12 protein-coding genes and 8 tRNA genes are annotated in these 12,005 nt (G+C 54.9%); 17 read left to right on the top strand and 3 right to left on the bottom strand.

The window, feature by feature from the left end:
- Positions 1-285: 285 nt before the first annotated feature.
- Positions 286-960 (top strand): HAD family hydrolase, encoded by a 675-nt coding sequence (locus ACESLM_RS21965; RefSeq protein WP_372634321.1) that lies wholly within the window; start codon positions 286-288, stop codon positions 958-960.
- A gap of 13 nt (positions 961-973) precedes the next feature.
- Here the strand turns inward: ACESLM_RS21965 and ACESLM_RS21960 are convergent, their stop codons facing one another.
- Together ACESLM_RS21960 and ACESLM_RS21955 are read right to left on the bottom strand one after the other, a co-directional pair.
- Positions 974-1,807, bottom strand: a complete 834-nt coding sequence (locus tag ACESLM_RS21960; protein ID WP_372634318.1) for a WYL domain-containing protein — start codon at positions 1,805-1,807, stop codon at positions 974-976.
- Complete coding sequence (locus ACESLM_RS21955) at positions 1,782-3,104, bottom strand: helix-turn-helix transcriptional regulator (RefSeq protein WP_372634315.1); 1,323 nt, start codon at positions 3,102-3,104, stop codon at positions 1,782-1,784. Before ACESLM_RS21955 ends, ACESLM_RS21960 begins: the two co-directional genes overlap by 26 nt.
- Before the next feature lie 264 nt (positions 3,105-3,368).
- Here ACESLM_RS21955 and ACESLM_RS21950 point away from each other — a divergent pair, with 264 nt between their 5' ends.
- From ACESLM_RS21950 to ACESLM_RS21940, 3 genes are all read left to right on the top strand, one after another.
- Positions 3,369-3,569, top strand: a complete 201-nt coding sequence (locus tag ACESLM_RS21950; RefSeq protein WP_094042991.1) for a cold-shock protein — start codon at positions 3,369-3,371, stop codon at positions 3,567-3,569.
- A gap of 74 nt (positions 3,570-3,643) precedes the next feature.
- Positions 3,644-3,862, top strand: coding sequence for a cold-shock protein (locus ACESLM_RS21945; RefSeq protein WP_372634312.1), 219 nt, complete (start codon positions 3,644-3,646; stop codon positions 3,860-3,862).
- Positions 3,863-4,095: 233 nt separating this feature from the next.
- Entirely contained in the window at positions 4,096-4,617 is a 522-nt protein-coding gene (locus tag ACESLM_RS21940; protein ID WP_372634309.1) for a hypothetical protein, read from the top strand.
- Positions 4,618-4,636: 19 nt separating this feature from the next.
- Here the strand turns inward: ACESLM_RS21940 and ACESLM_RS21935 are convergent, their stop codons facing one another.
- A complete protein-coding gene (locus ACESLM_RS21935; protein ID WP_372634307.1) occupies positions 4,637-4,870 on the bottom strand; it encodes a helix-turn-helix domain-containing protein in 234 nt (77 codons plus the stop codon).
- 403 nt (positions 4,871-5,273) lie between these two features.
- Here ACESLM_RS21935 and ACESLM_RS21930 point away from each other — a divergent pair, with 403 nt between their 5' ends.
- The 13 genes from ACESLM_RS21930 (at position 5,274) to ACESLM_RS21870 (ending at position 11,976) form a co-directional block, all read left to right on the top strand.
- Positions 5,274-5,714, top strand: coding sequence for a DUF1641 domain-containing protein (locus ACESLM_RS21930; RefSeq protein WP_372634304.1), 441 nt, complete (start codon positions 5,274-5,276; stop codon positions 5,712-5,714).
- A 37-nt stretch (positions 5,715-5,751) separates the two neighbouring features.
- A complete protein-coding gene (locus ACESLM_RS21925) occupies positions 5,752-6,930 on the top strand; it encodes an NAD(P)/FAD-dependent oxidoreductase (RefSeq protein ID WP_372634302.1) in 1,179 nt (392 codons plus the stop codon).
- Between the two features lie 984 nt (positions 6,931-7,914).
- A tRNA-His gene (locus ACESLM_RS21920) sits at positions 7,915-7,989 on the top strand.
- A gap of 5 nt (positions 7,990-7,994) precedes the next feature.
- A tRNA-Gln gene (locus tag ACESLM_RS21915) sits at positions 7,995-8,068 on the top strand.
- A gap of 82 nt (positions 8,069-8,150) precedes the next feature.
- Positions 8,151-8,227, top strand: a tRNA-Glu gene (locus tag ACESLM_RS21910).
- A gap of 4 nt (positions 8,228-8,231) precedes the next feature.
- Positions 8,232-8,305, top strand: a tRNA-Asp gene (locus ACESLM_RS21905).
- A 4-nt stretch (positions 8,306-8,309) separates the two neighbouring features.
- A tRNA-Pro gene (locus tag ACESLM_RS21900) sits at positions 8,310-8,387 on the top strand.
- Between the two features lies 1 nt (position 8,388).
- Positions 8,389-8,464: transfer RNA gene (locus tag ACESLM_RS21895), tRNA-Asn, on the top strand.
- A 1-nt stretch (position 8,465) separates the two neighbouring features.
- Positions 8,466-8,540, top strand: a tRNA-Trp gene (locus ACESLM_RS21890).
- Between the two features lie 73 nt (positions 8,541-8,613).
- Positions 8,614-9,177, top strand: coding sequence for a ribonuclease H-like YkuK family protein (locus ACESLM_RS21885; RefSeq protein ID WP_372634299.1), 564 nt, complete (start codon positions 8,614-8,616; stop codon positions 9,175-9,177).
- Between the two features lie 115 nt (positions 9,178-9,292).
- Positions 9,293-9,357, top strand: a tRNA-Ser gene (locus ACESLM_RS21880).
- A gap of 331 nt (positions 9,358-9,688) precedes the next feature.
- Positions 9,689-11,182, top strand: a complete 1,494-nt coding sequence (locus tag ACESLM_RS21875; RefSeq protein ID WP_372634296.1) for a TROVE domain-containing protein — start codon at positions 9,689-9,691, stop codon at positions 11,180-11,182.
- Between the two features lie 17 nt (positions 11,183-11,199).
- A complete protein-coding gene (locus ACESLM_RS21870) occupies positions 11,200-11,976 on the top strand; it encodes a nucleotidyltransferase domain-containing protein (RefSeq protein WP_372634293.1) in 777 nt (258 codons plus the stop codon).
- Positions 11,977-12,005: the final 29 nt, after the last annotated feature.

Here is a 12,005-nt window from a genome sequence, read left to right as displayed (position 1 = left end):
GTCGTCGCCGGAACGAACGCAGGACGCTTCGGACTTGACCGCTACGTGCTCCCGCTCATCCACAAAGGCGCCGACCGTCTCTTCCACCGCAAGCCGAAAAACCCGACAACGGGTGAAGGGGCGCTGGCAAAATAACCGTCATCCAAACGACCATCGGGGAGCTTCCCTATAGGGAGCCCCCGATTTTTCGCGTTCTGCGGCTCCCACCCAGCGGGCGCAAAGCTCCAACTTCAGGTACAATAGAAGCGTAAACGCAAAATAGAGAAATGGGAGTGTGGGAGCAAAGTGGCATTGAGAGCGGTCGTGTTCGATTTTGACGGGACGTTGATGGATACCGAGACTAGCGCTTACGAGTCCATCTGCAGCATCTACTCGGACCATGGGCAGGAGCTGGCGCTGGAGACTTGGGCCGTATGCATCGGAACGCACGGGGGGTTCGATCCTTATGCGGACCTTCAGAGCAGAACGGGGAAATCGTTGGACAAGGATGAACTGCACAAGCTATTCCGGGAGAGGCACGTCGAGCGGCTGCAGAGCGCGTCCCTCCGTCCGGGCGTGCTGGATCGGTTGGAAGAGGCGCGCGGCCTCGGTTGGAAAATCGGTCTTGCCTCCAGCTCGGACCTCGCTTGGATAGAAGACCATCTTACCAGACAGGGAATCCGAGGTTATTTCGAAGTCGTTCGCTCCTCCGACGACGTAAAACGGGTCAAGCCGGACCCGGAGCTATACATTCTTGCCGCGGAGGCGCTGGGAGTCAAGCCGGACGAAGCGATCGCCATAGAGGATTCGATGAACGGACTTCGCGCCGCGAAAGCCGCCGGCCTGTGGGGTCTGGCCGTCCCGAACCCGGTGACGGCGCAGATGGACTTCTCGGAAGCGGACATCCTCGTCGATGGTCTGGACCGGATGACGTTCGCTCAAGTCGAAGCGAAGCTGCAATCGCGCATTGCTCGGAAGTAGAAGGAAGCCGGCCTCATAAGGCCGGCTTTTCTGTCTGTTCTGCGCGATGAGCTTCGTTCCCGTACCTTGCCAATGCTTTCTCCGCCGACTCCAGCATCCTCCTGCGCAGCTCGTCGCCTTCCACGATTTTCACCCGAAGGCCAAGAAACCGGATTTTGGACAGCAGAAACTCGCCTTCGTCGGCCAGGTAAGTGACATGAATGCGATACAGATTTTCTTTCTCGTCATAGCTAACCGACTTATCGAAGCACGAGAATGCGTACAGAATTCGCGACAGCTCGCCGCTATAGGTGCGAACAACCTCGATGACCGCCTGCCTCCTTCGTTCTTCCAGCAGGGCAGACACTCGCCCTCTCAGCTCCTCAACCCGCTCGGGAGGAAGAATGGTTTCCTCGATCGAGACGATGCTCTGCAGCTTGGTCGCCATGAAGGCACGACCCCGCGTACTGTACCAGAGCAGGTACCACTCCCTCTTGACCATGCTGTATTCGAGCTTAACGGGGAGTCCGGGCTGGTTCGCCTTCATTCCTCCGTGCTTGATCCGCGAGGTGAGCAGCATGCCCTTATTTTGCATGATCAGCCGTCTCAGCGTGCGCAGGAGTGGGTGGTAGACTTGGCGTTCGGCGTTTTTGGCCTTCTCGACGATCATGCGGTGGTCGGTGCCGGATTCGTCTTGCAGGAGCTGCCTTAGCTTACCCAGCGTCTCCGGAGTGAACGCGTCGGCCGAGGAGTCGTGCACCAGCGCCGTCCGGAGCCAGGCCCGTTCCTGCGAAGTCAAAGCAATGGCGTTCGATTCGTCCAGCCGCGAAATGATCTGGTAGTTAAATATTTTCTCGAAAGGATTCATAATACTCCCGGATCTCCTCCCATTCCGCGCCCAGCTCCTTGCGAAGCCAGGCCGGCTCCAGCACTTCGCAGCTCGACCCGAAGCTTCTGAGCCACGGTTTAATTTCGTAAATGCCGTTAACCGTTATCTCATAGAGAAAAGTCGACTCGGACTCCTCGCGAATAGTGCCCCACTGGCCCTGCGCCTCCACTCTGTCCCGAACGAAGTTGGCTCCGGAGCGATCGGGGTTGTAGAAGCGGGCCACGACCTTCACCGGCCGCAGCGTATCCGTGACCCAGCTTCGCTTAAGCTGTGCCTGCGCACGTTCGAGTCTTTCGACGAAGTCCGTTTCCGGCACCGCATCCCCCGTCTCGATCTGCGTAATGCCCTCCATGCGGTACTTCATCATGCCGAGCTTCGCGCTATGGCCGATCAGATACCATCGTCCGTATTGGTGATCGTAGATGACGAGCAGCGGAAGAGTAGTTTCGTCGCTGCCTTCTGACTCGCGCTCGAACAGAGGATTCGTATTTTTCGAGGCGTAGTTTTTCCCCTTCTTGGGCGACAGGTAGAGAAAGTGCAGCTGTCTCCGTTCCCGGATCGCTTGGAAAATCGAATGCAGATGCGCCTCGTCGAGAATGCGGGAATGGTAGTGGTACTTGTACAGATGGGTTTCGGCCGCTTCCGGGGCGAATCCTCGTCGGCCGAGCGCCTTCTTAAGCGTATCGCGGAGCAGATAGCCCTGTACGGCCGGCGCCTGAGTGTTGGCCATGACATCGACGTAGTCGTACAGGTCGAGCAGTTCTTCGTCGGACAGGCAATCGATTAAGTCGTTGGATGCCCGGTACCGGTAGGGGCGCCCGCCTTCGCAACGCGTAATGACGCCGACCTCTTCCAGATACTTCAGGTCTCCTCGAATCGTTTTCTCGTCGGGGCAAGGAAAGTCCAGAGGCATACTGTCGCTGCATGCATCCAGGAGTTCCTTGGCGGTTAGCTCCCGATCCTGCAGAAGGGTGATCGTCAAGGAAAGCCGCACGCTTTCCGACTCCTTAAGCGACTTGGCACGGAACAGGAACAGAAGCAGCGGGTCCGCCGATTCGTAATGATTGTAACGCAGTCCCTCCGCGAGGTCGGACTCCTGAGCCGCGGAGAGAGGCTGCAGGGATGTTCTCATGTCCTTGAGATAGCGAAGCGTTTTGTCGTACGTATGAACGGAAATCCCCAGGCGGGAGGCGAACTGCTGCCGGTTATACGCGCCGCCCGCTAACGCCAGCAGCCTGAGAAACTGCACCTCTTTGTCGAAGCTTTCCCGAGCCATCCACGTTTCCTCCGTTCTCTCCGTTTTCCATATAAGTTTCATTGTAGCAATTACGGAAGGTGGGGGAAATGGAATTTTGAGTGAATCACATTGATGCTGGCTATTTGTAAGGAGATGGGGTATAATAGCTCTATAGAACGTATGACCTAATTCACATAACGTAGAGGGTTATTCTTTTATGTTAATAACCTTGTACGATATGTGAATTTTTTATTTTTAATCGAATAAGAAGATCATGTAAATACTATTAAGGTGGTAATCAGTATGGAATCCGGAACAGTAAAATGGTTTAACGCAGACAAGGGCTTCGGCTTTATCGAAGTTGAAGGCGGCAACGACGTATTCGTTCATTTCAGCGCAATCGTCGGCGACGGCTACAAAGCATTGGACGAAGGTCAACGAGTCGAATTCAACATCGTTCAAGGCAACCGCGGCCCGCAAGCCGAGAATGTCGTCAAGCTGTAAATAAGAACGTGCCCCGAACCAAGGTTTGGGGCACTTTCTTTACCGCGGCATCCATTTCAAAATAGAAAGTGGGAATGTACTTGTATTATTCTCGGAAAAGACCGTTGGAAGAGCTGCCGGAAGAGATCACCGCCATTTGGATGTGCGCCGGAGAGAACTGCAAGGGCTGGATGAGAGATAATTTCACGTTTTCCATCGTTCCCATCTGTCCCCAATGCAAAGCCGAAATGGTGAGAAGTGAAAAAATGCTTGCAACGATAGAGAATACGAGCCCTAACCAGCTTAAAGTATGATCTTGTGTGCGAAATATTGGAAACGAATCAGTCGTGGAAGCACCGCGTACGCAGCTTAATTCTGCATGCGCGGTGTTTTTTGTCGTTCTTGAAAAATCAGGAGGGATCGAGAAGCAGCGGCACAGCCCAAGCGTGTATAGGCAATCGTTCATAGAATGGAGGAAGACATCCATCTGTGAGGTGCTTCTATGGTTAAAAGGGTTAAGCCAAAGCGGTGGATAACGGCGGACGTCTTGATCAGCGTATCCAAAGCGATGCTGCCTTTCTATAAAGCAATTGCTAATCGTCCCGCATATGCCGCCGAGTGGAGCAAGGTGGTGAAGTCAGGCGATCTGGAGCGTATGCAGAAGCTGCTGCGGCTAGTATCGCCATCCCTTGGGGATGAGCTCGGCACTAATGGTATAGGCTATTTCATCACGTTTCCGTTTCCCCGGTCCGGCGTTCATTTCACGAACGGAACGACAATTCCTCCCGGCTCCGTCCGATTTTTCTTCGAGACGCGGGCACACCGCTCCATCGCTCGCAGCGTGCTGCCTCTGTATCGTAAGCTCGCTAGCTGCCGTACTTTTGCTCTGGCGCTAGCCAGAGCTATCCGTCGGCGGGATGCCAGAGTCGTAGCTCGGATGATCCGCTTGTACGTCCGTACTCCTGCTTTGAAGTCGGTTTCGATTGAAAGCTCGGGGTTTGCTTTGTTGTTTGATTATAAGTTCAGCAAGTATCCGTACCGGAATCTTTTGATTAGGGAGGATTATTAGGATTCCGAAAATCGCCGAGTTATCCGTGTTCGAAATCATCTACCTCAACGAAATCAATAATCTCCCGAATGTCGCTGATGCTCAGAGCATCGGCGATTTTTTCAATATGGGAGAAGTTGATGTTGGCGCGTTTGCCGTTGGCAAGCTCGCTTAAGGCGGCGTGACGAACATCGGACAAGCGTGAAAGCTCCCTCAAGGATATTCCGCGTTGTTTGATTAAATCGGATATTTTGACAACCACTTTTTTGGCCAAGTGCCTCACTCCAACTTCTCATTGACTATACGCAAAAACGTACCATATAATAATTTGTGCCCTGGTACGTATTTGCGTAACGGAAAACGGATCGGGGGACCGTCGTGAACACGCGGAAAATTACATCTTTAGATAGAAGCTTACGAGTAGTTAAGGTTACGTTACTGGAGGGGGACGTGAGTATTCCGCTATCGGTGAAGGCACAGACACAGCTGTTGAAGCGCAAGCCTGAAGGTTAATAGAAATGCGCCGCGTTCATCGCCCGCATATTTTATCTTCAGGGTTCCGCCGGATTACCTATACGAAATGTCGTTAATGAGATAAAATATAGATATAAATGTGATTTAATTCACAATTAATGCTTGAATTAGGATTTATGACATCACCTAGGGGAGGAAACAGAATGTCCGAAGCGACTGTAGCGAATGTCGAGCGGGAGACGGCCGTATCCGAAGCGGCTGCCAAGTTGGATGTGCTGGATCAATTGATGAAACCGGAAGTGCAGCAAGCGATTACCGTCTTGGTGGATCAATTGCCGAAGTTGGCCGAGATGATGTCCGTGCTGACGAATATTTACGATGTCGCCCAGAAGGTGGCCGCGGATCGCGTGCTGATTCAGGATATCGTCGGCGGCATTCAGGAAGTCGCCAAGCCGTTGGGCGAGAAAGTAAAGGAATACGCGTCCGCGGCAATCGAAGCGAGCGACAGAGCGGACACCAGCAACGAAACGATCGGAGTATTCGGCATGTTGAAGCTGCTGAAGGATCCGGAGTTGCAAAGAATGCTTCGCTTCAGCCAAGCTTATCTGAACATCCTGGGCGAGAGAAAACAAGGTCAGAACTAAGACGACCCACACACAGGCGAAGAACGGAGGACTATAGATGAGCAAAGAAATTTTGATTCTCGGGGGCGGCTACGGCGGCTTGCTTAGCGCCCTGTCGGCAAGAGCGCATTTGACGGTCGGCGAGGCGAACATTACGGTCGTCAACCGCGCAGGCACGCATCAGATTATTACGGAGCTGCATCGGCTGGCCGCAGGCAACGTGTCGGAGAAAGCGGTAGCTCTTCCCCTGGAGAAATTGCTTAAGGGCAAACAAGTCAATATCGCGGTAGGGGAAGTACAATCGATCGACGTCGAAGGCAAGAAGGTGGCGTTGACGAACGGCTCCTCCTATCGTTACGATGCGTTGGTGCTTGCTCTGGGAAGCGAAACGAACTATTTCGGCATTCCGGGGCTGCAAGAGAATAGTCTCATCCTGAAATCGGTGTCGGATGCGAATCGCATTTTTGTCCATGTGAAGGAACGGATCAAGGCGTATGCCCAGTCGAAAAACAGAGCGGACGCGACGTTCGTCATCGGAGGGGGCGGTCTGACCGGCGTGGAGCTAGTAGGCGAACTGGCCGACGAGCTGCCGGCCATCTGCCGCCAGAACGGCGTTGATTTTACGGATATTTCGCTATACCTGGTCGAAGCGATGCCGACTATTCTGCCGATGTTCTCGCCGGAGCTCATTCAACGGGCCGTGACCAGCTTGGAGAAGCGCGGCGTGGAATTCCTGACGAGCCTTCCGATCACCGAAGTGAAAGGCCAGACGGTAACCTTGAAGGATGGCCGGACGATCGATACAAACACGTTGGTTTGGACCGGCGGCGTTCAAGGCAACTCGCTCGTCGCCAATTGCGGCATCGAAGTCAATCGCGGCCGCGCAACCGTCACTGAAGCGTTGCAATCCACGTCCCATCCCGACGTCTTCCTGGCGGGCGACTGTGCGGTCGTCTTCGGGCCAGAGGGCCGTCCTTACCCGCCAACCGCGCAGTTGGCCTGGCAGATGGGTGAGCTTGTCGGTGCCAACATCGCCGCGGCTTTCAAAGGAATGAAGATGGACAGCTTCCAACCGGTATTCTCCGGTACGCTGGCCAGTCTGGGGCGGAAAGACGGCATCGGCTCCGTCGGCGAGACGGGCATCGAGCTGCGCGGACTTCCGGCTTCCCTGATGAAAAAAGCGAGCAACGCCCGCTATTTGAGCCATATTAACGGACTGTTTACGCTTGCCTACTAGCACCAATCGCAGCACAAACGAAGCAGCCCTGATTCGGCAATTCGCCGGATCGCGGCTGTTTTTGTGTTGGCCTCAACGGCGAAAATGAATCATTTTCTAGGTTTGCCATACTTTCGCCCTGTTCGAGACCCCGATTATCGGCGAAAATCAGATTGTGAAGCCGAGGCCGCAAGGCAGCGGACTCGCGGTTGCAGAGGCGCCTGGAAGGGTTACTTCGGTGGTGTAAATTGGTTCGAATCCAATCCGCCTCCCTCGCAGAAAGCTGCGACGGAAGCGTGGTGAATACCTTTCCCAACTTTTTCCTCTGCATTTTAAGAAATGAATGGTTGACATGGTTAAAGATGAGATGTTAGGATTACGAACAAATCTTGAATCTAGAAAGGAGTGCAGGACCATGCAAGCGATGAATCGACACGATTGGGCAAACCAACCGGCAGTCTATGCGGAACAGTTCCATGAGCAATGGCTTGAGACGCATGATTCCTGCATTCCATTTCATAGAGGCCTTCTTTACAAGCGCAGAAGATCCGTTGCGGCTGACCGGCTGTATTCAACAGCCTGACTCCGTTCGCGATCGCATACATAGCGTTCTTGTAAAGACTGCCGAGGCCGGTAGTCTTTTTCTATGGGGCACAAGCCTAAGCATAGGAGAAGACGAAGGCGACAGGGGTCTTTTTTTAATAGGCTTGGCCCCTACAAAGTACATATAGCAACAACAATCCATTTTAGAAAAGAGGCGAGCACCGTGAAAAACAATTTTTATCCATATGAACGAGATTGGCGTCATCAGGATCACGAGATCGAGACAGAGGATAGCCGATTCGCGAGAGGAAGGCAACGTCTGCCGGATGACCGGCAGAGCTGCCCTACCTTCTCATAGCGAGAACATTCTCGCGGTGCGAATCGAGCTATCCGGTTTCCGAATCCTTCTTTCTCAGTTCAACGGGGGAGCGAGGTGGGGACAACGGATAGCTTTTTATTTTGGAGACCATGGCGAAAGGGCGAACGCGGCGGACTGTGAATCCGTTAGTACCAGTTCGAGTCTGGTTGGTCTCCCCAACTGTTGCTCGGTAGCCAAGCGGCAAGGCAGATGACTTTGAATCATCGATCGCAGGTTCGATTCCTGCCCGGGCATCCATACCTGGATAGGCGTTATCAGATAGGCTGCCGCGATTCGGCGGCCGACAGATCGGCGGGGAATACCCGCTCCTGTCCTCCACGGCGTGGTGGTGAAAAGGAAAAACACACGGGCCTTTCACGTCCGGATGTGCGGGTTCGAGTCCCGTCCACGCCTCCATTACGGTCTCATAGTTCAGTGGAAGAACGCCGCGTTGTCAGCGCGGAAGCAGGAGTTCAATCCTCCTTGGGACCGCCATTATCGGGACGTAGCTCAGCTTGGCTAGAGCGCTTGCCTTGGAAGCAAGAGGCCGCAGGTTCGAATCCTGCCGTTCCGACCATAGGGTTGTAGCTCAGCGGGTAGAGCGCCCGACTGTTAATCGGACGGTCGCAGGTTCGAGCCCTGCCAACCCTGCCATGGGGGTATAGTTCAATAGGGAGAACACCGGTCTCCAAAACCGCATATGCAGGTTCGACTCCTGCTGCCCCCGCCAAATAATCTTATAAAGAAAGGAAGAAGCCGACCTTGCGTTACAGGTGACACTTATGCAGAGAAGACAAATCCCTATGATCCACGAAAAAACGTTCCGTAACGTCTCTGAAAAAGAGCTGACGATGGACGACGTGTTCGCGCGTATTCGCAGCTTTATGCTCACCGATCCGCGCGCGGCCTATCAACTGATGGTAGGCACGGATGCTCAAGTTCACGCCGGACATACGAAGTTCGTGACGTCCGTCGTGATTTTCCGACCGGGCAGAGGCGCTTGGTTCTGCTATCGGCAGGTCATTCTGCCGCGGGAAATCCGTTCTCTTCAGGAGAAGCTTAGTCTGGAGACGACGCTCAGCCAAGAGATCGCTTCGTATTTCGACGCGAGCAAACGCGCCGAGCTCGAGGATATCCTCCTGCCTTACGTTTACCAGGGCGCGGAGCTGAAGCTGTTCATCGACATCGACGCGGGAACGGACGCCAAGCGCAACCGGACCTCGGCGTTCGTCGCGGATTTGGTCGGACGGATCGAGGCGATGGGGTTGTCGGCTCGTGTGAAGCCTGAAGCGATCGCGGCTTCTTCCGTATCGAATCGATACACGAAAACGCCTTATCGGGGCAAGTCGGCTGCTGCCGCGACCTGAAACAAAAAAAGGCTCGTCGTCATACTTTCGCCATGTTCGATCGGGTGGAAATGAGCGAAGATAAGAGCATGAAACAACGGCTGCAAGCGCGGCCAAGAAGTAAAGCGCAGTTGAGGCGCATGGAAGGGTTACTTCGACTTTTAATCGGCCTGTCGTTGGTTCGAATCCAACTCTCGCGCAGCGGGATAGCTCAGTAGGTAGAGCAGCATGTGCCTTTCCGCCTTTTTCCTCAACTGCCGTATTCCTACGCTACCAAGAGCGAGGCGCTCGAGAGGGCTACTTCGTCCAAGATAAGGGCGGAAGGAGCAAAACCTGCTTCTCCGTTAAGCCTTCTTGAACTTTTCCTCGCTCTACTAAAAACACATAGGACCCGGCGAGGCGCCGGGGAGGGCTACTTCGCCACTTAGCGCGCACCATTTGATTTGCCCGGGCTTTACGGCAGGTTCGAGTCCTGCAGTCAACCTTCCCTGTCCTTTCCTCGCTGGTCTCTACTATTAAGGAGGTAATCATAGTGAGCTTCGCAAAAAAGCTGTTTTCGGTCATCCGACCTACAATAAGCAATAGAGAAGGCTACCCGGCGTATGTCCGCTCCGTAGAGGAGCAGTACGTGCAGACGCTGGTGACCAATACGTTCGGCAACACGTTTTACGCGGATCAGCAGACGCTGCTGGCCGAAGCCGACGAGCTCCACCGCGAAATGGCGCAGAGCCGCCCGCAATTCATGGCTAAGGCGCTTGTCTACGCTCGGAACGAGGGCTACATGCGGCTTCAGCCGCTGTATGGCTTGGCGATTCTGTCCCAGTATCGTCCGGATTTGTTCGCCAAGGCATTCCTGCAAGTCGTCCGAATTCCTTCCGACCTGTCCGACTTCCTGACCATTCTGAAGGGAATGGGCAGAGGCGAAGGCGGCCGGGCGGTGAAACGGCAAGTGAACCGGTTTCTGGCGGGCGTGTCCGAATACTGGGCGCTTAAGTACAACGGCCGCGGCCGGGGCTACAGCCTGGGCGACGCCATCGCGACGGCTCACCCGAAGCCCGCGGACCTGAAGCAGCAAGCGCTGTTCCGTTACTTGCGGGGCCAAGAGGCGAACGTGACTCTCCTTCCGCAAGTAGAGGCATTTGAGCAGTTGAAGCGGGCCTCGACCGAGGAGGAACGGCTGCGCTGGATCGAAGCCGGCAGGCTGCCGCACGAGGTCGTCACTGGCGCGGTGAAGCCGACGAAGGCGATCTGGGAAGCGCTGCTCGGCCAGATGCCAACGTTCGCGCTGCTCCGTCACTTGAACGCGCTGGAGCGCGCGGGCGTGCTGGAAGATCGCCGCAACCTCGACGCGGTGATCGCTCGTCTGACCGATCCAGTTGCTCTGAGCAAGGCGAAGATCCTGCCTTTCCGGTTCGCGAAAGCGTTCCGTCAAGTGAAGCACCCGGAGCTGCGCGACGCGCTCAGGGATGCGGTGGAGCTGACGTTCGCCAATTTGCCCGATCTGGAAGACCGTACGGCGATCTTCCTGGATATCTCGGGCTCGATGGACGGCGAGTATTTGCAGATCGGTTCGGTGTTCGCGCTGGCTCTGTACAAGAAGACGCAGGGCAACTCCCTGTTCTGGCTGTTCGACACCGAGGCCGAAGATGCCTACCCGTCGCGCCGAGACAGCATTCTGTCGCAGGCGGAGCGGATTCAGACACGCGGCGGCACGGATACCGGAGCTCCGGTTCGCAAGCTGCTCTCCGAACGCCGCAAGGTCGACCAGATCGTCATCATCACCGACGAGCAGCAAAACAGCGGCAGCCTGTTCTACAGAGAACTGACGAACTATCGCGCCAGAGTGAACCCGCAGGTCAAGGCGTTTATCGTCGACATCGCGCCTTACCGCAGCGCCATGGTTCCGCCACAGGACCCGAACACGTTCTACATCTACGGCTGGAGCGACACGGTGCTGAGCTACATCGCTCAGACGACGAAGGGCTATAGCTCGCTGGTGAAAACGATCGAGAAGATTGAACTATAAGAAGGGAGAGGGAAGCCATGCGTCAAGCGATAACCGAACAACTAGAGCGTCTGGAGAGCGAGGAGCAAATCCGCATTCTGTACGCCTGCGAATCGGGCAGCCGGGCGTGGGGCTTCCCTTCCCGGGACAGCGATTACGACGTGCGATTCGTCTACATCCGCAAGCCGGAATGGTATTTGTCGATCTTCGAGAGGCGGGATGTCATCGAGCGCCCGATCAGCGACAAGCTCGACATTAGCGGCTGGGATCTACGTAAGGCGCTAAACCTGTTCCGCAAGTCGAATCCTCCGCTGCTCGAATGGCTGCAATCGCCGATCCGCTATGCCGAGAAATCTGAAGTCGCGGAACAGCTTCGCCGGATTTCTCCGCTGGCTTTCTCCCCGAAGTCCTGCATGTATCATTATCTCAACATGGCGCGGGGGAACTATCGGGAGTATTTGCAGGGAGAGCGGGTGCGGATCAAGAAATATTTTTATGTGCTGCGCCCAGTTCTGGCCTGTGAATGGATCGAACGCTACGGCGAAATGCCTCCGATGGAGTTCGATAGGCTCGTTGAGCGGCTCATTCCGCGAGAGGGAAGCTTGCGAGAGGCGTTGGCCGAACTGCTGACGCGCAAAAAAGCGGGCGAAGAGCTGGACATAGAACCAAGACTCGCCCCGATCAACGATTACTTGGAGAAGAGATTGCGGGAACTGGAAAATTCGGCGCTTGAGATGAAAACGGCCGACGCGAAATTGGGCGACAAACTGGACGACTTATTCCGCTCGGCCTTAATAGAAAACGGGTCATTCTAAAAGAAATACGCCGAAGAGTAGGAGAGAAC

It is taken from the genome of Cohnella sp., assembly GCF_041641335.1.
Lineage (GTDB): Bacteria > Bacillota > Bacilli > Paenibacillales > Paenibacillaceae > Cohnella.
This window is presented reverse-complemented; position numbering and strand designations above follow the sequence as displayed.